This is a genomic window from Bacillus sp. AY18-3, assembly GCF_008042305.1.
GTDB lineage: Bacteria > Bacillota > Bacilli > Bacillales > Bacillaceae_G > Bacillus_A > Bacillus_A wiedmannii.
The window spans coordinates 105,255-128,875 of record NZ_QKQR01000024.1; the positions used below are offsets into that span (position 1 = coordinate 105,255).

The 23,621-nt window shown below is 32.4% G+C and carries 21 protein-coding genes and 4 pseudogenes; 6 read left to right on the forward strand and 19 right to left on the reverse strand.

Annotated elements, in window-relative coordinates; genetic code table 11:
- Positions 1–2: 2 nt before the first annotated feature.
- The 6 genes from DM800_RS20135 to DM800_RS20160 all read right to left on the reverse strand — a co-directional run bounded on the left by DM800_RS20135 (position 3) and on the right by DM800_RS20160 (position 11,875).
- Positions 3–4,559 carry a non-ribosomal peptide synthetase gene (locus DM800_RS20135; protein ID WP_147787459.1) on the reverse strand — a complete coding sequence of 1,519 codons (4,557 nt, stop codon included), beginning with the start codon at positions 4,557–4,559 and terminating at the stop codon, positions 3–5.
- Positions 4,560–4,572: 13 nt separating this feature from the next.
- The gene (locus tag DM800_RS20140; RefSeq protein WP_000848289.1) at positions 4,573–5,826 is read right to left on the reverse strand and encodes an MFS transporter; all 1,254 of its coding nucleotides are present in this window, start codon (positions 5,824–5,826) and stop codon (positions 4,573–4,575) included.
- A 1,102-nt stretch (positions 5,827–6,928) separates the two neighbouring features.
- The gene (locus DM800_RS20145) at positions 6,929–7,519 is read right to left on the reverse strand and encodes an SGNH/GDSL hydrolase family protein (protein ID WP_147787460.1); all 591 of its coding nucleotides are present in this window, start codon (positions 7,517–7,519) and stop codon (positions 6,929–6,931) included.
- A 355-nt stretch (positions 7,520–7,874) separates the two neighbouring features.
- The gene (locus DM800_RS20150; RefSeq protein ID WP_147787461.1) at positions 7,875–9,023 is read right to left on the reverse strand and encodes an acyltransferase family protein; all 1,149 of its coding nucleotides are present in this window, start codon (positions 9,021–9,023) and stop codon (positions 7,875–7,877) included.
- A gap of 551 nt (positions 9,024–9,574) precedes the next feature.
- Positions 9,575–10,888, reverse strand: a complete 1,314-nt coding sequence (locus tag DM800_RS20155) for a D-alanyl-D-alanine carboxypeptidase family protein (protein WP_098134232.1) — start codon at positions 10,886–10,888, stop codon at positions 9,575–9,577.
- A gap of 327 nt (positions 10,889–11,215) precedes the next feature.
- Positions 11,216–11,875, reverse strand: coding sequence for a CatB-related O-acetyltransferase (locus DM800_RS20160; RefSeq protein WP_147787462.1), 660 nt, complete (start codon positions 11,873–11,875; stop codon positions 11,216–11,218).
- Between the two features lie 453 nt (positions 11,876–12,328).
- On the opposite strand from DM800_RS20160, the gene DM800_RS20165 reads away from it, so the two are divergent.
- Entirely contained in the window at positions 12,329–12,799 is a 471-nt protein-coding gene (locus DM800_RS20165) for a DUF5065 family protein (protein WP_098858283.1), read from the forward strand.
- A 590-nt stretch (positions 12,800–13,389) separates the two neighbouring features.
- On the opposite strand, the gene pepD is transcribed toward DM800_RS20165, so the two are convergent.
- Entirely contained in the window at positions 13,390–14,859 is a 1,470-nt protein-coding gene (gene pepD / locus DM800_RS20170; RefSeq protein WP_147787463.1) for a beta-Ala-His dipeptidase, read from the reverse strand.
- Between the two features lie 237 nt (positions 14,860–15,096).
- Positions 15,097–15,273 carry a stage II sporulation protein SB gene (gene spoIISB, locus DM800_RS29310; RefSeq protein WP_179955699.1) on the reverse strand — a complete coding sequence of 59 codons (177 nt, stop codon included), beginning with the start codon at positions 15,271–15,273 and terminating at the stop codon, positions 15,097–15,099.
- A gap of 675 nt (positions 15,274–15,948) precedes the next feature.
- Here spoIISB (DM800_RS29310) and DM800_RS29315 point away from each other — a divergent pair.
- Both DM800_RS29315 and DM800_RS20180 read left to right on the forward strand, forming a co-directional pair.
- Positions 15,949–16,209: a hypothetical protein gene (locus tag DM800_RS29315; protein ID WP_179955692.1), complete on the forward strand. Its 261-nt coding sequence runs from the start codon at positions 15,949–15,951 to the stop codon at positions 16,207–16,209.
- Between the two features lie 26 nt (positions 16,210–16,235).
- Positions 16,236–16,511, forward strand: coding sequence for a hypothetical protein (locus DM800_RS20180; RefSeq protein ID WP_064475199.1), 276 nt, complete (start codon positions 16,236–16,238; stop codon positions 16,509–16,511).
- A 43-nt stretch (positions 16,512–16,554) separates the two neighbouring features.
- Here the strand turns inward: DM800_RS20180 and spoIISB (DM800_RS29320) are convergent, their stop codons facing one another.
- The 5 genes from spoIISB (DM800_RS29320) to DM800_RS20200 form a co-directional block, all read right to left on the reverse strand.
- Positions 16,555–16,731: a stage II sporulation protein SB gene (spoIISB, locus tag DM800_RS29320; RefSeq protein WP_179955700.1), complete on the reverse strand. Its 177-nt coding sequence runs from the start codon at positions 16,729–16,731 to the stop codon at positions 16,555–16,557.
- 75 nt (positions 16,732–16,806) lie between these two features.
- Positions 16,807–16,932, reverse strand: a complete 126-nt coding sequence (locus DM800_RS20185) for a D-alanyl-D-alanine carboxypeptidase (RefSeq protein WP_116867802.1) — start codon at positions 16,930–16,932, stop codon at positions 16,807–16,809.
- A 112-nt stretch (positions 16,933–17,044) separates the two neighbouring features.
- The gene (locus DM800_RS20190) at positions 17,045–17,782 is read right to left on the reverse strand and encodes a type II toxin-antitoxin system SpoIISA family toxin (protein ID WP_147787490.1); all 738 of its coding nucleotides are present in this window, start codon (positions 17,780–17,782) and stop codon (positions 17,045–17,047) included.
- Positions 17,783–17,970: 188 nt separating this feature from the next.
- Positions 17,971–18,708: a 2,3-diphosphoglycerate-dependent phosphoglycerate mutase gene (gene gpmA / locus DM800_RS20195; protein WP_147787465.1), complete on the reverse strand. Its 738-nt coding sequence runs from the start codon at positions 18,706–18,708 to the stop codon at positions 17,971–17,973.
- Positions 18,709–18,875: 167 nt separating this feature from the next.
- Positions 18,876–19,358 carry a MarR family winged helix-turn-helix transcriptional regulator gene (locus DM800_RS20200; RefSeq protein WP_088080043.1) on the reverse strand — a complete coding sequence of 161 codons (483 nt, stop codon included), beginning with the start codon at positions 19,356–19,358 and terminating at the stop codon, positions 18,876–18,878.
- 110 nt (positions 19,359–19,468) lie between these two features.
- Here DM800_RS20200 and DM800_RS20205 point away from each other — a divergent pair.
- Positions 19,469–19,636, forward strand: a pseudogene (locus DM800_RS20205) (thiamine pyrophosphate-binding protein); the annotation flags it as partial.
- A gap of 125 nt (positions 19,637–19,761) precedes the next feature.
- Here the strand turns inward: DM800_RS20205 and tnpB are convergent.
- Positions 19,762–20,850, reverse strand: a complete 1,089-nt coding sequence (gene tnpB, locus DM800_RS20210) for an IS200/IS605 family element RNA-guided endonuclease TnpB (RefSeq protein WP_147787466.1) — start codon at positions 20,848–20,850, stop codon at positions 19,762–19,764.
- A 3-nt stretch (positions 20,851–20,853) separates the two neighbouring features.
- Positions 20,854–20,999 (reverse strand): annotated as a pseudogene (locus DM800_RS20215) (transposase); the annotation flags it as partial.
- Here DM800_RS20215 and DM800_RS29705 point away from each other — a divergent pair.
- A pseudogene (locus DM800_RS29705) lies at positions 20,994–21,173 on the forward strand (indolepyruvate decarboxylase); the annotation flags it as partial. The pseudogenes DM800_RS20215 and DM800_RS29705 overlap by 6 nt on opposite strands.
- Before the next feature lie 71 nt (positions 21,174–21,244).
- On the opposite strand, the gene DM800_RS20225 reads toward DM800_RS29705, so the two are convergent.
- Both DM800_RS20225 and DM800_RS20230 read right to left on the reverse strand, forming a co-directional pair.
- Positions 21,245–21,652: a VOC family protein gene (locus tag DM800_RS20225; RefSeq protein WP_147787467.1), complete on the reverse strand. Its 408-nt coding sequence runs from the start codon at positions 21,650–21,652 to the stop codon at positions 21,245–21,247.
- A 121-nt stretch (positions 21,653–21,773) separates the two neighbouring features.
- Entirely contained in the window at positions 21,774–22,484 is a 711-nt protein-coding gene (locus DM800_RS20230; RefSeq protein ID WP_147787468.1) for a class I SAM-dependent methyltransferase, read from the reverse strand.
- A 152-nt stretch (positions 22,485–22,636) separates the two neighbouring features.
- Between DM800_RS20230 and DM800_RS29980 the strand changes: the two are divergent.
- Positions 22,637–22,852: pseudogene (locus tag DM800_RS29980) on the forward strand (hypothetical protein).
- A 74-nt stretch (positions 22,853–22,926) separates the two neighbouring features.
- On the opposite strand, the gene DM800_RS20240 reads toward DM800_RS29980, so the two are convergent.
- Positions 22,927–23,241 carry a hypothetical protein gene (locus DM800_RS20240; RefSeq protein WP_147787469.1) on the reverse strand — a complete coding sequence of 105 codons (315 nt, stop codon included), beginning with the start codon at positions 23,239–23,241 and terminating at the stop codon, positions 22,927–22,929.
- A 46-nt stretch (positions 23,242–23,287) separates the two neighbouring features.
- Positions 23,288–23,602 carry a hypothetical protein gene (locus DM800_RS20245; protein ID WP_147787470.1) on the reverse strand — a complete coding sequence of 105 codons (315 nt, stop codon included), beginning with the start codon at positions 23,600–23,602 and terminating at the stop codon, positions 23,288–23,290.
- Positions 23,603–23,621: the final 19 nt, after the last annotated feature.

Consider the following 23,621-nt stretch of genomic DNA (forward strand, 5'->3'; position numbering starts at 1 on the left):
TTTTACACCCTCTTCTTTGTTAATTTAAGTAATACTTTGCTCAAGCTTTCTTCCGTAAGATCCTCTGCATCAGCAAAATCTGATACCGTAAAAGCAGACTCTATTGTTGGTTTATTTATAAGTTGACGAAGGTGCCTCAACATACCATCTGCTATCAATTGAATTTTTAATTTAGAAAACTGTTCTCTACTATACAACCAAACAAAATGTAACTTTTCATCTTTCACCATTCCAATAACATCAATTAGATGAGATGGTTTGGAATCTGGAGCATGATCTAAAAATGTAAATCCTGTCTCTTGCATAAACAAAGATTCCCTTGAGAAAACCTGATCAAATTGGCCCAAATAGTTAAAACTTATTGAAGGCTTTTGCTGATAAAACGGAAGTAATCCTTTATTCAAGTAACGTAAAATACCATAGTCAACTCCACGATTCGGAATTTGACGCAATTGTTCTTTGACAGCCTTTAACCCTTCAATAGGTGTTTGAGTTCCTTGAAAATTGAGATGAACGGGATAAATACTCGTGAACCAGCCCACTGTCCTTGATAAATCAATACCTTCAATTACCTCTTCTCTTCCGTGTCCTTCTAGATGAATAGAAACCGTTTGCTGATTTGTACAATCGACGATAGCTTGTCCTAATGCCGTTAATAGTACCTCATCAATCCTTGTCTTATGAGTTACTGGAACTTCGTGTAACAATTCATGTGTTTCTTCTATTCCTAAAGTCCCTGTCACTTGATCAATCGATTCTTCTGTTGTTTTTTGTATTGGATAGACCATTGGAATTTTCATCGTTTCTTTTTCTACTTGTTCATTCCAATAATCTTGTACTTCTTTCGAAATACCCGAATCACTGTACGTCTGGAGTCGTTCAGACCATTCTTTAAAAGAAGTACTTTTCGCAGGTAAGCGAACTTCTTGACCTTGTTTCATCTGGTTATATACCGTCTGTAAATCTTCCAATAGAATCCTCCATGATACTCCATCTACTACTAAATGATGAATCACCCAGAATATTCGATCATTTCCAGTCAAGTTATCCTCAAAGTACACTATCCTCATTAACGGACCAGTAACTAGATTGAAACTAGCTTGATTAATGTTCATCTCTTCTTGTATTATTGTATTCCACTCTTTTTCATTAACTTGATTCCGTTTTACAACATGGAGTACTGACAGCTCATCAGTCCCTTCATTTCTCTGCCTCCACGTTCCGTTTGGTAACTGTTTGTACCGGAAACGTAAAGCATCATGATGTTTGAGTAAAGTTACTATCGCTCCCTCTAGTAACTTCACATCCAATCTTTCTTTTACTCTTAATAGCATTGATTGATTCCAATGCTCCAGATGTGGATGTTCTTGCTCGAAGAACCAACACTGAATTGGAGTAAGAGACACATCACCTATCACAATTCCCTGCTCCGCTTGTACTCCCTGCGTTTTTATAGCCACTTGTGCCAGCTCAGCGATAGTTGGGCATTCAAACATTTGCTTTGGAGTAAGTTTTAACCCCACTTGACTTGCTTGAGATATGATTTGAATACTGAGAATCGAGTCGCCACCAATTTCAAAGAAATTATCATAGATTCCCACCTTTTTAACACCTAATACTTGCTTCCAAATGGTAGTCAGTATCTGTTCGTTACTATTCCGAGGGCCAACAGATTCACTATTAATCTGCTTTTCCTCCGGCATAGGTAAGGCCTCACGATCAACTTTACCGTTAGCTGTAAGTGGAATAGCTTCCATCACCACAAATCCCGAAGGAACCATATAACTTGGTAGTTTCGCTTTAAGATACTCTCTCCACGCATCTACATTTCCATCTCCTACAACATATGCTACTAATCTTTTATCGCCTGGCTGATCTTCTCTTACAATTACAACTGCCTCTTTTACAGATGCATATGTATGTAAAGTAGACTCAATCTCCCCAATCTCAATTCGGAAACCACGTATTTTAACCTGATGATCAATTCTTCCACGATAATCCAGATTTCCATCTGGCAAATACCTCGCTAAGTCTCCTGTCCGGTATAATCTCGCTTTCGGATCACTACTAAATGGATGAGATATAAAACGCTCTGCTGTTAATTCAGGTCTCTTTAAATACCCACGTGCCAGTCCTGCCCCACCAATATAAAGTTCACCATCAACACCTATAGGAACAGGTTGTTGATAAGCGTCCAGTATATACACTTCTAAATCGGGAATCCGCTTGCCAATATTACTTCTTGAAGCATGCTGCACATCTTCTAGAGTAATTGGATAATATGTAACATGAACGGTAGTTTCTGTAATTCCATACATATTAATTAACTGTGGTTTTTTATCCCCATACCTTTGAAACCACGGTAACAAGCTAGTAGGTTCTAACGCTTCTCCGCCAAATATGACATAACGCAGTTGCAAATTTTTATTCATATCTTCTTGTTCACACACTTGTATTAATTGTCGAAATGCGGAAGGTGTCTGATTTAGAACTGTGACTTCTTCCTCCACCAATAATTGATAAAAATCCTTAGGTGATCGACTAATCCAGTACGGAACAACAACTAATTTTCCACCATATAATAATGCTCCCCAAATTTCCCATACTGAGAAATCAAATGCATAAGAATGAAAAAGCGTCCAAGTATCTTTTTCATTAAACTGATACCAACAATCCGTTGATTTAAATAACCGAATGACATTGTGATGCTCTATCATAACACCCTTTGGATTCCCCGTTGATCCCGAAGTATAGATCACGTATGCTAAATTTTGGGAACTGACATCAGAAACCGGTAAAGTCTTACTTTCTTTCCCAATTTCATCTTGATCACGATCCAGGCAAATCGACTCAACATTTTCTGGTAAACATTTCAATTCTTTTAAACTTTCTTGCGTTACGAATAACTGAATACTAGCATCTTCTAAAATATATTGAAGTCGCTGCTCTGGATATGTTGAATCAAGTGGAACATAAGCCCCACCAGCCTTCAAAATCCCTAAAATACCTACAATCATTTCGAGAGAACGTTCAACGCACAGTCCCACTAAAGTATCAGGTCTTACTCCCTTTTTCTGCAAATAATGAGCTAACTGATTTGCGCGTTCATTAAGCTCTCTATAAGTAACTTTTTCTTTTCCATACGTAACTGCAATATCGCGTGGATAGTTCAACGCTTGCTGTTCGAACAATTCATGAATAGTTACTTGAGATGGGAAATCCAGCTTAGGATTGTTGAACTCAACTAAACTTCTTCTTTTATCTTCATCAGAAATGATTTCGATTTCAGCTACCTTCTGCTTTGGTTTTTCAAAAGTGTTTTCCATTATCGCTAACATCACGTTAAAAAAACGTTTTATCTCTTCCTTAGAAAATAGCTCCTCACGATAATCAATATGTACATGTAAAGAGTCAATATCAATTAGATTTTCAATATGCACTGCAAAATCTTGCACCTCTTCATGGTTTGGAATCCATAGTGAGTCACCACTTTCATCACGATCCCTATAATCAATCGTAGTTCCGAAAAGTCTCACATTACTATTATTCTCTTTATTAATCTGCTTTAATAACAAATCAAATGGATATTTCTGGTGTCTCAATAATTTGCTTTGTTTTCTGGATACCCTACTAATAAATGAAAGTACTTCTTCTTCCGGATCAATATCCATTCTTAAAGGAACTGTACTCACCATCATTCCAATCAATTTTCGCTCCATTTTAGTCATACGATTGCCGTAAGCCATTCCTAAACCAATATCAAGCGATGAGGTCCACCGATACATGGACAACGAGAAAGCAGCAACAAAAAAAGTGTATAAACTAATTTTGTAATCTTCAGAAAATTTCTCTATCTTTCTCTTCAAATGCTCCGTTAATATAAATGTCTCACGTGATGCTTTGGTACTAGCTTGGTACGTATTATAGGGCTTCAATCCAGTCACAGATGGCAGTGTTTTAAATTCCTCTAACCAGAATTTTTGATCTTTTTGAAAGCGACTACTATTCAAGTATGTTTGTTCATTAGTCAGAAATTGAACATATGAATTTTCACTTTCACCTTCCTCATTCTCGTTATACATTTCATAATAATATTTTGCAATCTGCTCAGTAAATATTTGAATTGATAAACCATCCATAATAATATGATGAACATTTCCAAAGACTGCACATTCATTATCGTTTAATTTTATTAAAGCGAAATAGTATAAATTTGAATTAAATAATGTAAACGTTTCTTTTGTTTTCTGCTCAATCCATTCCTCAAGCAAATTTGTATTCTCCACATTACTGAAATCAAAAAACTCAAATTCTTGTTCTTCATGTTTAATAAAATATTGTTTCGGTTCCTGATGCCCATTTTCTTTTAACCTAATGCACAGACCATCATTTTCACTAATGACTCGATTCACAACTTGGTTTAATTTTGAATAATTCATTTTTCGATGAAGTTTAAATAAAAATCTTAAATTACATATTCCTTTATCAGAATGAATAACTTCTGTATACCATATTCTTCGCTGCGGATGGCTTAATGAATAACATTCCTCATTGGTCATAAAAATCTTCCCTTCAAAAATTATTTGCTCTTATAGGTTCGTGTTTATGTTTAGCCCATAAATATTTCTGCAGTGAAACTCCAATTACTCCAATGATAACAAGCCCAATCCCTCCATAAACATAGAGTTGAGTTACTCCGAACAAATGCACTAATGGGCCACTCATAGCAGGAGAAATAATTAAAACTGCGTTTGTTAAACTGCTTTGAATACCAAATACTCTTCCTACTTGATCTTGATCGGATTCTATTTGTAAAATGACTTGATTAGATACAAGCATCAGCCCACTTCCAATACCAGCGATAAAACTAATTAAATAGGCCAAAACGAAGACCGTACCGGGCGTTATCAAACCAATCCCCCCAAAACCAATTCCCATTAAAACCATACCTCCACATACTACCCAGCCATATTGAAATTGTTTTAACTTCTGAGTTAGTAATGCACCAAGTATTCCGCCAAGACCAATAATAGAAATGATATATCCCATTTTACTTTTATCATGTGGGAATAAGCTCTTAAATAAAGTTGGGAATTGTGAGTCTACTAATTGTAATACTGCCATGGCTATTGTAACGAAAATCATAGTTGATAATATTATCCGATTAGATAACACATAACCCCACCCTTGTACCCAAGCGGTCCAAGTACTTTGTTTTTGCTTTTCAACAAATTCTTTCGATATAGTTTCTTTAAATTTTATTGTGGGTATCAGAACTAAGGTAGCTAATAAACAACTTATAGCTCTTATAATGAGGCAGAACTCTGGTTGAAACCAGCTCAGCAACATGCCCCCTATAAGTGGGCCTACTATTTTGGTACCCTGCTCTACTATTCCGTTGATACTTACTGCTTTAGTAAGCAAATCCGGAGAGACAATCTGTCTTGTTAGTGTTTGCTGTGCAGGATAATAGAAAACAATAAAAATGGAACGAATCATTAATGCCACTAAGAGCCAGTGGATATCTTGTACAAATAAAAGAGCAATCGTTATTAGACCAACCATTAGATTACAGAACATCATAATTGGAATTTTTCTAAAACGATCTGCAATAACACCCGCCCATGAGCCAAAAATAATTCCTGGAAGTGCATATGCAACAGGAATCAATCCAATCATAGTAGGATCTACTTCCCATTCAAACCCAACTATAGTCATAATCGCTAACATATCAATAAAAACACCAAGCATAAGCAATGAATAGGCAGAGAAAACTTGTAAATAAACCCTATTTCCTAATAGGCCTTTTGAATCAATAGTTTTCATAAAAGCAAGCTCCTTAGGTTACTAATATAAACACCTTTGTGTATAAGGTACCCCTTTATTAAACCTAATTAATCATTATAAAGATTTCACCTAGAATTTAACTTCGTCAAAACCTAGACTAATCTCAAGGTTTAGCGTATTTCAAATAGTCAGATAAATTTAAGTGCACCTATTTCTTCGTCTTTATATCAACTTTTACAAAATAGCCCTTTACCTTACACTAAAAACAGTTAAACATTAACTTAATATAACCATTTACAGTTGTTGCACATTCAATTCACATCCTTTTTAAAGTTGGCTTTTTTCTATCTCAAATACTATCACACAAATATTTCACCTACTATATTCATAAAGTTGAAATATTTGAATCAGAAAATTCGGATAAAAAACCAAATCCACAAATTATAACAAACTATTATTTAGTTATATTTTCATTTTATAGATAGCTTTAACCATAAGAATATTAAGAATTAAGTTTTTTAATTTTATTAACATAATAGTTTATAGAGACTATAAATCCTACTAAATAAAAAGGTACATATACAATAAAGTATATGTACCTTTCCCTATCCTACATATTTTCTATTCAAATTAATCTCAATAACTAAAATAGATATTAAAAATATAATACTAACAATTACTAATGCACTCATAACAAAGATTGAATAATATATAGTATTGATTTTTTTACATTTACTACCTATTTAACTTATTGGACATTACTGCTTCAAAAAAATTACACATTATACGCAATCGGGATAAATCCCCAAAATATGATTTGACTATGTTATTATATAATATCGTTATGAATCTCTTATAAAATATAATATATTTTAAGGTAATGTAACATCAGTTTTTCTATAAAAGAACTTAATTTTTATGTAGTACGAATTTATTTAGTAATATAATATATTAATTTAGGTATAAGAATGTTTAAAGATCACCTATTTCCGTAGGTGATCTTTTCTTGTGATACTGCATTTGTTCACTACTGTAGAAATATATCGTAGATACACTTTATTTGCTAAATTTTTAGTTCTTTCCATTTATTAAAAAACATAGCTTAATACAATTAATATCATATTTGTTAAATTGCAAACAATTATTTTGTCTTCTGTACAGGCAAACTACTAAAAATCAATTCAGCAACTTTTACATATCCTTTTGAGTTTGGATGAATTAAATCCTTAGACCAAAGCGTATTGTCATTAACTAAATGATGATTCCAAAAATCAACATGATGAAGCTTATACTCTCTGCTCAGTGAATGTATAACTTCATTTGCCTCTAATAATTGTTCTTTTATTACTTGTTTTTTTTCAGAAGCAAAAGGAAGCCTAACTGTAAAATCGGGAAGGTTTGCTATAATAATATCCGCCCCTGCTTTACTTAATGTATCTATCATAAATTCCATATCGTTCTTATATGCATCATGATTCCAACTTCCTTTTAAAACATCGTTTGCCCCTGCAATGAGACTAACCAAATCTGGATTAAAAGTTAATGCCTTTTCCAATTGCTGCGAGCGAATTTCTTTAGTTACTAACCCACGCTTTGCAAAATTGGCATATTCTATATCTTTTTCACACAGTTGAACCAAATGATCTACCCAGCTTTTTAATGCAATTCCCTCAACTTCATCCCCTATCCCCTCTGTAAAACTATCACCAATCGAGACAAATCGCTTCCACATATCTATTCCCCCTTTTTATTATTCATATCTATACTATACATTAGCTCACAATGTAATTGTTCTTTCTAAATGTTTTTGATTTCAATTATATTCCACTTTATTATATTTACATTTAGAATCCAAAATTGACCGATTCCTAAGTATACTTAGGAATCGGTCATATTCATATATTTACTAAAGAAATGAAGTTAAATTTTAATCAGTAGAGGTTTTCTTCATCCCTCACTGATTATTAGTTGAACCAATTGGGCTTTTACGGACAGTTAATTTCCCACCTAACTTCTTTGCTCTCGCTGAATTTTGAAGTGAGGGATCTTACTGTCCGGCAAATAGCGGGATATAATCCCTCTAGGTATTATACTTTTTTCAAAAAATTTGTTGTTCTTTGTTTTGCCCAGTTGATACATTTCTTTTCGATTAAATGATACGAAACTATAGAAAAAAGTAGTGTCATTGTAATGCACAAAGTAAGAAGGAAAAAGATAGGTATCTTTGTATACAAAAGTTTAAATAGTACCATCATGATTGGAAAATGACACAAATAGATACTGTATGAAATTTCTCCTAAGTATACAAACACACTCTTATTTAAAAGTATTTTTACTTTTAGGTTACTCATAACCATTATAATAAATATACTAACCCCCATTACGACACCCCAATCTTTTAATAAGAAAGTAGTATCATTACGGGAAAAACCATAAATTAAAATGGAATATAAATATAGAATAATTCCTAAGGCAATAAGAAATCCTTTTTTAAATTTTTTCATATTCCTATATGAGTAGATAAGTTTTTCCTGATGCTTAAAAAGTAACATTCCAACCATAAACATAGATGTAAAATGCAGTGTATCGGCATAACCATTATAAAATCCTTCAGCTTTCCCAATATGCAACATATTAAGAAAAACACTAATTAAAGAAAAGCTCAAAGCAAATAGTATCGTTTTCTTCCAATTCAGTTTATAAAAAAGAAGGAATAACAAAGGAAACACAATAGATATACGCATTTCTTGAGCCAATGACCAAATAACTGGATTATAATTTTCCGTAAAAAAGTTATTAAGAAGCACAAAGTGGTTTATAATATCTAATTTTGTTATAGACCCTTGCCACCTATCATAGAACCAATCCCGTAGTCCTACCACTTCATATGGCGAAAATAAAATAAATAAAACAAAGGTAACGATTATCCAAAAATAATAAGGAATATAGATTCTTACAAATCTCTTAATTAAATATCCCCAATAATTTGTTTTTGAATGATAAAGTGCCATAGATAACACAAAACCACTTAGTACATAAAAAACGATAACAGCTTCCCCACCCGCCCATAAAAACCTAAGCGGGGAAAATTTAATAGAATTAGGCAAGGATGGTAGCATTAAACAAAAATGTCCAAATACCACAGTAAGTGCCGCTAACCCTCGTATGGAATCTAATTCTTTTATTCTCTTACTCATAAAATGTTCTCCTTGTAAATTGTAGATTTTTCTTTTCATAAAGGCCACTATGCAAATGTAGTGGGAGAATTGTACATATTGTTTCTTTAAATTCCTAATATAAGCAGTACAAAGTTAATTTGACCTCCATTTCTTTATATACATAATTTAAAACAAAATATTTAATACAAAGAAAAGATTTTATTAAATTTTTATAAAGTGAAACTTTAATCAGTGGGGTCTTACTGCCCGTTAATGCGGGATAAAATCTAATTACAGAAATACTTACCGGATATTATTTTTTTATTGTCATTTGATGGAATAATGGGTGGTTTTTCATCATGTAACTTTATTAAACTAACCTTGCACCAAAATCCTTTAAATCGAAAGATTCATAATAAACGCCATCCTTTCTGTATATTTCTACAAAAAGAATAGCGTTTTTGGGGTATATGGATACAAATTTATTTTAGCTTGATAGAAATACAAAAAGTTCCGAAGGACCAAATTTGAAAAGTAATACAATCTTTCATTCCAAACTATCCACATAAGAATCTATAATACTTTGAAACGTTTTGTTTCAGACTAATATTTAGTTGTATCCTATAAAATTAGCTTTTTACTATATCAACCGTACTATCCCACATACCGCTAAAAAAAGATCCTGTTTTACGTATAAAACGTGTAAACCAATTTGCTTGTTCCACATCAGATTTTGTTACAAGGTCTATTTGTAATGATTTACCTGATAAGAACCCAGAATCTGTATTATCTTTAGGAGAGATAATCATTTTACTAATAGTTACACCTTCTTTAATAGGCGCTTCTTGTTCCGTATTCAATACTTTAAATTCTTTTTTATAAATGTCTTTGTTGCCCTTCGGCATTGGAAGTGAAACAGCTTGCTTCGTTTGAACCACTACATCTTTGTCTTTTGCATTTGCCACTCGAACTGTTTCATGTCCTTTTACTACTGAATCTTTTCCGTAGACATTCTTCACTTCAAAATTCGCAAATCCATAATCGTATAATTTCTTTGTTTCATCAAAACGTGCCGTATGAGATTTTGCTTTTATCACTACAGAAATTAGGCGCATACCGTTTCTTTCTACTGTACCAGTGAAACAATCTCCCGCTTCTGGAGTCGTTCCTGTTTTCAAACCATCTACACCTTCATATTGCTTAATTAAACCTTTTAACATCCAGTTAAAGTTCGCCATATCAATTGGATATTTACCACCCTCTTGGAATGTTTTTTTAGGAATTTTTGCTGTATTTAATATTTGGGGAAAATCTTGAATAAGACGTTGTGCTAAAATTGCACAATCCCTTGCAGACATTTTATTTTTCTCGTCTAGAGTCGTCCCTTCTAGGTGATATCCTTTTAAATCTTGATTTGTTAAGCCTGTAGAGTTTACAAACTTATAATCTTTCATTCCAAACTCTTTCGACTTATCGTTCATCATTTTTACAAAATTGATCTCTTTACCAGCAATCTGTTCAACTAAAGCAATTGTTGCACCATTTGCAGAGTAAATTGCCATTGCCTCATATAACTCTTTTACCGTATAAGAGCCACCATTTTCTAATGGAACATTTGATAATGAACGATCTTGCGAAATCTTATGTGCATATTCAGAGATTTTAACTTTTTGATCCCATTTAAGTTTTCCTTTATCCACCGCTTCATGAACTAAGTATTCGCTCATCATTTTTGTCATACTAGCAATTGCCAATGATTCATCTGCATTTTTTTCATATAAAATTTTTCCGGAATTTGCTTCTATTAAAATTGCTGATCCTGCTTCAACGTCTATAGCAGGAATTGTTTCCGCTGATGTTCTTCCAAATGTAACGACCATGCTACAAAATAGTGTAAGCACTGTTACTATTGCAATAAATCCCTTGCAAAACATATCTTTCACTTCTGTTACCTCCAATATTTTTGTACTCAAAAAACGTTGTTCTAACATAACCCTTCAAAAAATAGACAGCGTTATCAAATTCTATATACATATAAGACATTAGGACCACTTTCATATAGAACATCTCATCCCACCCTTTTAGACACACTGACACTTAGTATTCCCACACATATCCCTCTTTTTAATACCTTTGTATTTTTCAAAATGATTCGTACTTTCATATTTTTTAGGATTACACTTAATAGACAATATAAGTAATACATTTGTTCCACATTTACAAAAAATAAAAAACTACATCCTATACTGGATGTAGTTTTTCTAACTGATTTATTTATTTTTCACTTGATTTTTATAAAAAGCAAATAATGGTTCGATGGATGGACTAGATAACAGCGGGATTGCCTGCTCAATCAATTTCCTATCCCAATCAAACCAACGCATTTCCATTAATATATTTATCTCTATATCAGTGAATCGTTTCTTTATTTCCTTAGCAGGATTTCCACCAACTATTGTATACGGCGGAACATCTTTACTTACGACAGATCCTGCAGCAACAATTGCTCCTTCACCAATAGTAACGCCAGGCATTATTATTGCATTCATTCCAATCCAAGCATCACTTTTAATGACTGTATCACCCTTCGGTTCATATGAATGTTCAATTTGCTCAGCGAATGGATATACTGTAATCCATTCTGCGTGATGATTATGATTACCGCCCATTAAAATGACTACTCCACTAGCAATACAAACATAATTCCCAATAATGAGTTTATCAAGATGCCATCCCATCTGTTCAATTGGATTGAAAAGTGTTCGGGACTTAGCATCTCCCCACAAATACCTTACACAGCCATCTTCAAAATTTTGATGACCATAATAACCTGAATAATAGGAGTACTCTCCTACCTCAATGAGTGGATTTGTTACTATATCTTTTAAATACTTCGTTTCTGACCAATGATTATATAATGGATGCTTCATAACTTTATTCCTCGCTTCTAAGTATTGTAGATCTTTGTAATTCACTTAGAAGCTTAATACGACTGCTACATTTTTTAGCTTTCTCAAACGACGAATCATTATATTCAAGCCTTTCTTTTATAATAAAAAAATCATAACGTGATAAATTACATAAGTCAAATTGTAAAATTATGTACCGAAACTTAGAGTGTGCATTGAAATTTAACATTAAAACAATCGAGTTTTCAAATAACAAATCCCAATTACATATGATAAAGATTTCTTAACTATACATCTAACTTCTTTCCTGTATTAGCCGTAACTTCCTCGATATAGTCCTATTACATTTTAATTTGTCTGATAAATCAACAAATGTTAATATGATTATAGAAGATATTATCACCCATTAGATTTCACAGCTAGTTTTTCACAAAAACGATTTCTGAATCCTTAAGTAAATAGGAGGTTTAGAACATGAAACTTTTAAGGCAATCAACAATTATTGGTGCATTGACTGTCGGAGGATTTTTATTTTCGAATACAATTAGTACAATCACACCTGTGTCTGCTGAATCGCAACTTACACAAAAAGAATCACGATTTTTAGATAATTGGCAGTGGCAAAGCTATTTTTTATTACATCATAATGCAGATTTTATAGAAGAGTTAGCAGTTGATGACTTAAAGCATGGAGATACATTCGATGTTACTATATATACTGGTGGTAAGGATACTGGTATTGTAAAAATATATCAATTGAGTGGAAATGAAAATGATGAAATAAACTTGCATAGATATAAAACCATTTATGACTCGGGTTTGAAACATAATTATGGTAGATTTGTAACACCTATTACTAAGGTTTATAATCCAGGAACATATGTAGCCGTTATGAAACTTGGAGAAAATTATTATTATGGGGGCAGCTTTAAAATCTCAAAATAATTTACGTTTATCTCACCAATAAATATTGGATACCATTGTTATTAGACAAAAACTATTTTAAAAGCTTCTCTGCCTTATATAAGGTAGAGAGCTTTTTGATTGTCTGCCCTTTTTAAGGTTAGAAAAAATCCTTACTTTCTTTATAAATTAGCATTTTTATTCACGAACCGTTTTCACTTCTTTATGCCCTACAATTCGATATGCAATATTGCACATTCTATATGTTCATTCTTTAAACATGCGATAATTTATTTATATAAAGGTCTAAAATTAATATTGGAAGGAGAATATTACATGTCTTTCTTTTCTTGGTCTCCTCTTATTTTCTTAATAGTTGTCGCAATTATCATTTCTATTCAAAAGGCTAAGAAACAATAATTTATTATTTGGAGGTGTAATAATGTCATTTGCAGCATGGAGTGCAATTTTTATGACTTTAATCGGAGCAGTATCCGGAGCAATCTTTGGTACAATATCCTCTAGAAATAAAAGTAAAAATTAAATACTAACATAAAAAAGAATTTCTAATAAAATTCTATACAAAAAAGTAGCCTATAAAGTTTTATTGGCTACTTTTCATTTCATCCATATTATTTAGCTAATTCTTTCGTACCCTTCATTACATCAACGAAGAATCCCCAGTTATTCACAACAGAAGAAATACTAATATGTTCATCTGGTGTATGAACGTTAAAAATGTCTGGACCAAATGAAATCGCATCTAAGTCAGGCATCTTTTGAACGAATGCACTACATTCAATACCTGCATGTACAGCGAAGATTTCAGCATCCTTGTTGTATTTTTCTTGATGCACTTTTTCAAACAAATTACGAATTTGTGAATTCGGATTGTATGGCCATTCTGGATACTCTGACTCTATTTCAAATGTTGCACCAACTAATTCGGCAATACATTTAATCTCATCTGCAACATGTTGTTTTAAACTACTTACAGAACTTCTCACTTCGTTACGTAATTTAATTTCATTTTGCAACGTTTCAATAACGCCTAAATTTGTTGAACTTTCTACAAGACCTTTAATATCCATGCTCATACTTTGAATGCCGTTTGGAATTAAGAATAATGATGAAATAAGTTGCTTTTGTGTCTCTTTAGCAAATACTTTTTCTACTTTTTCATCCAATTTTGTAATTGTAACATGAACATCTGGATCAACAGCACGCATTTCTTCTTGTAATACTGTAGTCCAAGGTTCTAGTTTTTCTTCTACTTTCTCTACATCTTCTGTACGTAATACAATTGTAGCTACACTTTCACGCGGAATTGCATTTGTTTTTAATCCGCCGTGAACTTCACTTATACCAAATTGAATATTTGCTGATAAATCACGTAATACTCGTCCTAATACTTTGTTTGCATTACCACGCTGTTTATCAATTTCCATACCAGAATGTCCGCCTTTTAGACCACCAACATATAGACGGTATGCATCCGTATTAGCTGGCGCTTCATCCCATATTACTGGAATTGTTTCAACAGCTTTCGCACCACCTGCGCTACTTACAAGTAATTTATGATCTTCTTCAGAATCAATATTTATAAAAATCTTACCATCAAAGTGATTTGCATCAACAGCGAAAGCTCCACCCATTGTTGTTTCTTCTTCAGTAGTAATAACTACTTCAAGTGCTGGATGCGGAATATCTTTTGAATCTAATAAAGCCATTGCATACGCAACTGCAATACCATTATCAGCACCTAAAGTCGTTTGATTTGCATATAACATGTCCCCAATGATTCGTAATTCAATTGGATCTTTTTCAAAATCATGTACGGTTGCTTGATTTTTTTCACACACCATATCCATATGACCTTGAATGATAATAGCTGGTACATTTTCATAGCCAGCAGTTGCTTCTTTTTTAATAATGACATTCATTGCTTCATCTTGAATCACTTCTAAATTACGCTCTTTTGCAAAGCCCACTAAATAATCACTAATTTCCTTTTCATTACCCGATCCTCTAGGAATCTTTGAAATTTCTGCAAAATGATAAAATACAGGATGCTTTGTTAATTGTTCTAAAGTAGAATACATTTTTAAGCTCCTCTCAAAATGACAAAATAATATGTAAGTCTTTTATCATTATACCATGATTCATTATTTTCACTTTCTATTTCATACTTTAATATCTGCTCATTAAACATTTAATTGCTTAAAAAAAGAAAAAGAAAATGTTACACCATGATTCATTATTTTCACTTTCTATTTCATACTTTAATATCTGCTCATTAAACATTTAATTGCTTAAAAAAAGAAAAAGAAAATGCACTACTATGCATTTTCTTTTTCTTTTTTTGCTTTCATATATTTTGAAGTACTATTATTCATCAATTTCTCTAATCGATTTATATTTTCCGTTAATGCACCTTTCACAAGAGAGAAATCTGTATTTGGTTCTTCATTTTTTTCTTTAAAAAATGAAGACTTTTGTACATTTATTTCAGCCATCTCTTCTCCCCCTATTCATAAAGATACAATCTTCTATTTATATTATATCGCAAATGTAGACAGCGTGTACACGTATCATTTTCTTTTTAATTCTTCTTCTAATTCTTCTACTTGCTGTAATGTATCTCCTTTTATTAACGAGAAATCTGATGTACCTTTAACTCCTACCTGGCATTCTCTCTTTTTTATTTTTGTTAATTATCATAAAATTACCAATATTAATCTACTATTTAATAATAATATTTGATATTATATAAAAGTAAATTTTAATGGGATTTTCATCTAATATACTCTTGGTTAAAATAATTTTTCATACAAAGAGATTAATAAAAAAATACAGTTACAACCTAGTATAGAGAAATTATTCAGCACTTTATGTAATCCGCACCTTCCATTATTATATTACTTTAAAAAGTCGATTTTATAAACGAAACAACGATTACTGCTAACATTTATATAGATAACACTTCAAACGTTACATATCAGAGTTTAGATGGTATTACACATAAAATCGAAGAAATTTCAGACGATAGATTATTTTTAGAATCTAAAAATTTATTACAGCTAGTATTTCAGCAAGAGGAAAAAGGAAGTAACATTGTAGGAACTCTTCCAAACCATATCGTACAAAATATTGAAAAGTTTTTCCCTTTGTCTATTCAAGAAGGGAAAACAATGTTAATAGAGAATGGATTTAATTCCTTATATGCTGAAAATTTTATAATAGATTTAAAAACAACACAGTCTATTTACACTATTATGCGTCTAGATACAACCGAAAAGAATGAGGTTATTTCTGACAATGGATTCTTTGTTATTGAATCACCAAACACCCAATGGCTATTAACTCGAAATATAATAAATGATTCCTTTGATATAACCTATTTAACCAAAAAACTTTTCGAAAATGAACTAGCAAAACTAATAAAAGATTAATCCTTTAAGACGGGAGTATATTTATATTGAATAAACAACAGCATTCTAGCAAAAAAAAGGAAGGCTTTTTCGAAAATAGGATATTACCTATCATCACTGTTCTTTCAGGTGTCATTCTACTAGTGTACAAAGGGTTAGAATTTATTTCAAAGTATGTATTAATTTTAATCTTATTTACCCTAATTATTGCTTCGTTATACTTATTGTTTATGAAACAAATAGTTGGTGCTGCTATTGGATTCATTTTTGCAGCCCTTGGGTATTTTATGTATAAAATCATTTTTAAACAAAAAAAGAAATAACGCATAAACAAATCATAAAGAGGTAATTTAAAAGAGAATGTTTTTACGCATTCTCTTTTAAATTACCCTTTTTTATATACTTATATGGAATTGCCTCTACAAATTTTTCTAATCGATCCACATTTTGAGTCAATGCACCTTTCACAAGAGAGAAATCTGTATTTGGTTCTTCTTTTTTTTCTTTAAAAAACGAAGACTTTTGTACATTTACTTCAGCCATCTCTTCTCCCCCTTTTCAAAAAGATACAACCTTTTATTTATATTATATAGCAAATGCAGATAGGGTGTACACGTATCATTTTCTTTTTAATTCTTCTTCTAATTCTTCTACTTGCTGTAATGTATCTCCTTTTATTAACGAGAAATCTGTCGTATCTTCATTATCTTCTTTAAAAAAATCATTGTCATAATCTTTTTTCACTACAATCACCTCTACGTGCTAGTGTAGGAATGATTGTCCGATTTTATACAAGTTCGTCTAAATTTACTTTACCTTTATGTATAAGTGAAAAGGACAGAAAAAAACCCTGTCCTTATTTACTAAAATAACTATGATGTATTGTTAAATTATATACATTTTCAAAATCCCGATCTTGAAGATTATTTTTCTTCCCATCAATAACAATGAAAACATCACTCACTATTTTTGCTGGTATAATTCCGACGTTATCTACTTGCATCGCTTTCTGCTCATTCAATTGCTCAATGTGGTCTAACGGAACGATAATACTAAATTGAGAACGGATACCGCGAAAGTTTGTATTTAATTCCTTTGCCGCTTCAAATACAACAATTTTCGCTCCAATCTTTTCACCATATGAATCTAAAAATGCGTTTAAGCTTTTTTTATATTCTTCTTCCGTATCCCATTCCATTGTCCCGAATACTGCTGGATTGACATTTTGAATAATTGTTGTGTATATTTCTCCTCTTGCTTTAGAAGCAATTAAAGACCGTTTTATCGATTGAACAGTCTTGCCAATATCGCTAAATTTTGCTCCCCATATTTCGGAAATATTAGGTGTTAAAATAAATGCGATATCAACGAAAATAACCATTGCAGTGAACATTAAAAGGTTTTTCCAGAGGGTTAAATCAATTCCTTTTATCATGAAATACACGGTGACTGATATTATAAACAACCCATACCAAGTCTTTCTAATACGTTGCTTTTTCTCCTCGTACAACTCTTCGTTTCTCCAGTAAAAGAACACAAGAACGAGAAAAACGATTGCTAAAATAAATAAGCCGATTCGAATGTTAGAGATCACCAATGACATCACCCTCCTTTCAAAAACTACTCACGATATCATTACATGCACAAGCAGCTCTCTTTATGACAAAAGACGTGGACAAGCTTCTAAATTTAGCAATATCGCATATACATTAGAAGGTACCACGTCTATTATCTTGAATCTACATTGTATATGTAGACAAGCATACGTTTCAAATTTTCATGTTAAAAAGAAATATGTCTCGGAATTTCCCCTTCTGGTACTTCTCCGTCCATACTTAAGTAATAATGACGAATTGGACGTAAATCATTGTCTAATTCATAAACGAGCGGAATGCTCGTTGGAATATTTAATGAAACAACACCATCACTTGAAAGGTTATCTAAGTATTTCACTAGCGAACGAATCGTATTACCGTGCGATGAAATAATTACCTTTTCACCACTTTTTAATGCTGGCGCAATTTCTGAATGCCAATAATCAAGTACTCTTTTCTCTGTATCCACTAAACATTCTGTCAATGGAAATTCACCTTTTTTAAGTGCTTTATATTTTGGATCATTCATTTCATATCTAGGATCATCCCCAGTAAGAGCAGGTGGTCTTACATCAATACTTCTTCTCCAAATATGAACTTGCTCCTCACCATATTTTTTCGCAGTTTCATCTTTATTCAACCCTTGCAATGCACCGTAATGTCTTTCATTTAGCTTCCAAGATTTATGTTCTGGGACCCAAGCAAGATCCATCTCATGAAGTACAATCCATAACGTCCGAATTGCTCGTTTTAATACAGATGTATACGCGACATCAAAAGTATATCCATTTTTCTTTAATATCGCTCCTGCTTCTCTCGCTTCACCTAATCCATTCTCTGATAAATCTACATCAGTCCAACCAGTAAAACGATTTTCAAGATTCCATAAACTTTGTCCGTGACGAATAAGTACAAGTTTTATCATAATAATTCCCCTCTCGGAAATGTGAATTTTATTGTTCCATTGCGTACACGTATAAAGTATCTAGTAATGTATCTTTTTATCCATTCACTTTATGAGCAATCCATAGTTGCCAAATGTATGGATAAAATTTGTTCTTTTTCAAACTATATAAACAGATATATTTCTTATTATTTTTGATCGATTACAACTTCTCGTTTTGATATCCAAGCATCAAAACCTGATCGACTATTTGCCATTTCATTCATAACTTGATGCCAATTTTCTTCACACGATTCACCAAATTTTGAAAAAATAGCACTCATCTGTTGTCTTTGAACATCGCTCAATTTTTTCTCTAAATCTACACCTATTTCTGTTAAAGATAACTGTTTCACACGGCGATCATGTGTAGCTTCATTACTCTCAATTAAGCCCTTTTCCACAAGTTGTCGTAGTGGTCCGTGAAGAGCTTGTTTACTTATTTCTAGCAGTGATAATAACTCATTTACACTTATCCCTGGAAATCGTGCGATAAAAAATAAAATTCGGTGATGTACTCGTTGTATGCCATACTCTTTTATAATTTCATCTGGCTTTTCAGTAAATGTTTTATATGCAAAATAAAATAATGCTAATGCTTCATTCATCTGTTCTTCTTTATGTTGTGTCATCTACTTTCCCCCTGTATGTAAATTATACCACAATCTAGTATTGAATATTTTAACGAACACATTAGAACTTCTTTAGTTTATTGAAATATACATTGCAAAATTAGGAGAGGATTCATTTAAAATCGCAATATACTGTAAGTACATATTTATTAGATCGACTAAGCGAATTAGGAATTGAGCATATATTTGGTGTTCCTGGTGATTATAATTTGGCTTTTTTAGATGATGTGATAGCACATGAAAAATTTGAATGGATTGGCAATTGTAATGAAGTGAACTACTCACCTCTTAACGTCCTTACAGACTGTTTGAAGTGGGAGCTTCTTGGGAAGTAGATACTTTTATTAGCTACCTATATTTACCAAGCTATAAGGGTAGTACCTACCCCTAAAGAAAATACCAATTACATGGCTAATTTTAGTAAGTTTATACTTGCGTTTACATCTCTGTCATGGTGGCTATTGCATTCAGGGCAAGTCCACTCTCTAAGGTTTAGATTCTTGACTTCCTTATTTTTAAAACCACAACAAGAACATAATTGGCTACTCGCATAATTCTTAGGTGCGATTATCAAATCACGACCTTTCCATATTGCTTTATAGTCAAGGTACTCTCTGAATTTAGCCCAAGATACTTCACTGATTGCTTTTGTTAATTTGTGATTCTTTTGCATTTTCTTCACTTTCAAGTCCTCAATCACAATTACTTGGTTTTCGTTTGTGATTTCATTGCTTATCTTGTGAAGAAAATCATTGCGTTGATTCGCAATCTTCTCATGAAGTCTTGCAACTTGTAATCTGGCCTTGTTTCTATTGTTTGAACCTTTCTTTTTACGCGACAAAGAGCGCTGCAGAAAAGCTAATCTTCTTTCGGCTTTTCTCAACCATTTAGGGTTCTCATATTTCTTGCCATTAGACAATATTGCAAAGTCTTTTAGTCCAACATCAATACCAACTTTTGTATCAACTTTAGAAAACAATTGCTCATTTTCTTCTACTAAAACCGATACAAAGTATTTGCCAGTAGGTGTTTGAGACACTGTAGTAGACTTAATTGATCCAAAGAATTGTCTGTGCTGTTTAATCTTTACCAAGGTCTTTATTTTTGGCAGCTTGATATAACCACCCTCGATGTAAACCGTGCCTTTTTGGTTATTTGTTGTATAACTACGATGGTTATCTTTCTTACTTTTGAACTTCGGGAATCCAGCAGATTTATCCCGGAAAAAGTTAGCGTATGCTTTATTCAAATTCATTTGAGCATTCGCCAACGCAAGACTATCCACTTCCTTTAGGAATGGAAATTCAGCCTTATATTGTGCAGGCGTAGGATATTTAACAGATTTATCAAGTTTATCCTGTGATTCTTGATAAGATTTGATTCTATCTGCAAGCATCTTGTTGTATACAAACCGAACACATCCAAATGTTTTTAATAAAAATATTTGTTGTTCTTTATTTGGATAGATACGATATTTGTATGATTTTAACATTTTCTACACCTCATCTTTCCCTTGATTTTCAATATATTTCTTACTACACCTATCGGCGAACCACCCGTAGTAATCAAGCAAAACCTTCTTGACCAAAACATTTCTTTCCAAAGTTTCTTTCTCACATAGGGAAAGTCTCTCTTGATTACACAAAACTAGTAAGCCTATTCGGATCAGAAAAAAAGCAAGCATTTAAAGCAGACAATGAAATAGAGTTAACAGCGGTCTTAACAAAAATGAGTTTTAATAAGAATCAACTTACCTTTGTTGAAGTTGTAATGAGCCAAGGGGATCAGCCTGAATTGTTAGCTAAACTTGGGTAAAGATTCGGCCAGCAAAATGCTTAAAAAGAAAAGCGTAACTATAAATAGGTTACGCTTTTCTTTTTTAATTTTTATTCAGCAAGAGTTAACTGCCAAGACACACCATACTTATCATTTAACCAACCAAATTTTTTACTAAACGGATAAGTACCTAAAGGCATAAGTACTGCTCCATCTTGGGCTAGTTTATTAAAAGCCGTTTCAATTTCTTCTTCCGTATCACAAGTTACATAAAGAGACATAGCTGGCGTAAATGTAAAATTATGATTTACATAACTATCGATACACATGAACTCTTGGCCATTTAGCGTAAAAGTTGCATGAATTACTGCCCCCTCTCTACCAGGTCCATTTTCATCGTAACGAGAGATACTTACAATTTCTGATTGATCAAATAGCGATGTGTAAAAATTCATGGCTTCTTCAGCTTTTCCTTCAAACATTAAAAACGTAGTAATTTTTTGATTTGTGTTACTCATATAGAGACCATCCCTTGTTATGTATTTATGCAAAACATACATCGGCCAACAAAAAAACGAACGTATATTCCCATAAGTTTATTGTCTATAAAAACGATAAGTTTGTCAATTATCTACTTTCTTATTTCTTCTTAAATAATGCTGTCCAAAGAAATGATTCTCCAAACATAGTATTTGGTTGTTCAATTTGCTTCATCTTTCTAATTTCAATCACTTCAAATTCTTTAAATATCTCTTTTAATTTTTCTTCAGAGTATGCAAGACCACCTTGTAGACTCCATCCTCTATATACGTCCCAATCTGTTAATTCTGATCCATTTCGTTCATCTAAATCGCCTGCTGCAAAACATGTTAATCCGAAATAACCACCCTTTTTCAAGGAATTTTTAATTAAATCCACATAATGTATCCTTCTATGTGGTGGAATATGATGTAAACAGCCCGAATCGTATACAAAATCAAAATCATTTTGACACTCTAAATTAAAAATCGAATCACAAATAAATTGAATTCCAATTCCTTTTTCATTTGCTCTATCTTTTGCCCAATTAATGCCTTCTATAGATAAATCCACTGCTATTACATCAAACCCTTCAATCGCTAAATAAATAGCATTTCTTCCTGGACCGCATCCAAGTTCCAACACTTTCCCTTTGGAGACCCATCCTGTTTCTATATATGAAACTAGATTTTCATCTGGAACATTTGCAAAAAATGGAACATCTTTTTCTCTATTCGCATAAAATTCATTCCAAAATGGTTCTGCCGGTCTTAATAATGAATCAAGCATTTTAATAATATCTTCTTGCTTGTGCAACGTTTCATTTTTCATTTGTACTCCTCCAAATTTTAATAGTCAGAAAATTATTATATATCTTCTAGAACTTTCAGACAAAGAAAAAGCTCCTACTTTTCTTTGTCTGAAACATGCGAGATATCATCAAGTAAAACTATTGAACATCATAAGAATAGGAGTTGATACATATGTGGGAAAGATTTAAAAACTATAAATATTCATCAAAAGAATTAAAGTTCATGCTTTGATTATTTGGTAGTACTTGTTTTGTACTCTCGGTCGCTTTCTTTGGCGGACTATTTTCTTCTGAATTTCTTTGGTTTAAAGGTCTTTGCGCTATTGCAGCACTATTAGTTTTTATAGATGTTAAGCGGAAAACCAATAAGTATAAGGTAGTATTGTGAAAAGGAGCCAATACAGCTGCTTTTTTCTGTTCAAAATAAAAAAGCAGCTGTTAGGCTACTTAAAGTTTGTCTTATCACCAAATAAAATGATATATATATTCTCCCGTCACACTTTCATCAACTCCAGCAACCCTAGCAAATCTCATCACGTCAGCACCCTGAAGGAAATACATCGTTAGCATAACTGGAACCCGTGACCACATAAACCGATAAAGCTCATTAACTCTTTGCTTAGTCGTAACAATTAAATCATTCGCAGGTCCATTAATCCACGCAGAGATTCTAACTGAAGTAAACGGAAGATTTTTCCCATTAACCACTATTCTCGCCATAATATGTGTTATATCTACATCGATACCCTCATTCCCAAAATCAAATCTGTTTCCCATATTTACATAAGTATTCGATGCTATAAGAAATGTTTAAAATGCTTTTTTATTTTCTCCAATCTTCAAGATCTTTATATTGCCTTGTATATTCGTTTTCAAACACATTTTCATGCCATGCATCATCTGCGTCTGGCCTTGACTGCTTGTTATTGTATTCATTCACATTACCATTTCCATTGAACCATTCAGGATTCCTATGAACGTAACGGTAAATAAACTGTCTTGCTTCTTTTAATGAGTTAAATTCTCCAAAGTATATCTTTTGTTCTATCCCTTTCCCATAACCATGTACAAAGTAAGTCATTCCCTTTTCTCCTTGCGTTTCAAAAAAAGGTCTTTTTGACTCATCTATTTTTCTCACATCAACTTAGATTTATTAT

Bases quoted from the DNA above. Each gene is read 5' to 3' on its own strand.
- DM800_RS20140 (WP_000848289.1), bottom strand. From the start codon at position 5,826: ATGAAAACTATTGATTCAAAAGGCCTATTAGGAAATAGGGTTTATTTA.
- DM800_RS20230 (WP_147787468.1), bottom strand. From the start codon at position 22,484: ATGAAAAATGAAACGTTGCACAAGCAAGAAGATATTATTAAAATGCTT.
- pepD (WP_147787463.1), bottom strand. From the start codon at position 14,859: ATGTATTCTACTTTAGAACAATTAACAAAGCATCCTGTATTTTATCAT.
- DM800_RS20150 (WP_147787461.1), bottom strand. From the start codon at position 9,023: ATGAAAAGAAAAATCTACAATTTACAAGGAGAACATTTTATGAGTAAG.
- DM800_RS20135 (WP_147787459.1), bottom strand. From the start codon at position 4,559: ATGACCAATGAGGAATGTTATTCATTAAGCCATCCGCAGCGAAGAATA.
- DM800_RS20240 (WP_147787469.1), bottom strand. From the start codon at position 23,241: ATGGGAAACAGATTTGATTTTGGGAATGAGGGTATCGATGTAGATATA.
- DM800_RS20145 (WP_147787460.1), bottom strand. From the start codon at position 7,519: ATGTGGAAGCGATTTGTCTCGATTGGTGATAGTTTTACAGAGGGGATA.
- tnpB (WP_147787466.1), bottom strand. From the start codon at position 20,850: ATGTTAAAATCATACAAATATCGTATCTATCCAAATAAAGAACAACAA.
- spoIISB (WP_179955700.1), bottom strand. From the start codon at position 16,731: ATGGCTGAAGTAAATGTACAAAAGTCTTCGTTTTTTAAAGAAAAAAAA.
- DM800_RS20165 (WP_098858283.1), top strand. From the start codon at position 12,329: ATGAAACTTTTAAGGCAATCAACAATTATTGGTGCATTGACTGTCGGA.
- DM800_RS20200 (WP_088080043.1), bottom strand. From the start codon at position 19,358: ATGACACAACATAAAGAAGAACAGATGAATGAAGCATTAGCATTATTT.
- spoIISB (WP_179955699.1), bottom strand. From the start codon at position 15,273: ATGGCTGAAATAAATGTACAAAAGTCTTCATTTTTTAAAGAAAAAAAT.
- gpmA (WP_147787465.1), bottom strand. From the start codon at position 18,708: ATGATAAAACTTGTACTTATTCGTCACGGACAAAGTTTATGGAATCTT.
- DM800_RS20160 (WP_147787462.1), bottom strand. From the start codon at position 11,875: ATGAAGCATCCATTATATAATCATTGGTCAGAAACGAAGTATTTAAAA.
- DM800_RS20225 (WP_147787467.1), bottom strand. From the start codon at position 21,652: ATGAGTAACACAAATCAAAAAATTACTACGTTTTTAATGTTTGAAGGA.
- DM800_RS29315 (WP_179955692.1), top strand. From the start codon at position 15,949: ATGTTAATAGAGAATGGATTTAATTCCTTATATGCTGAAAATTTTATA.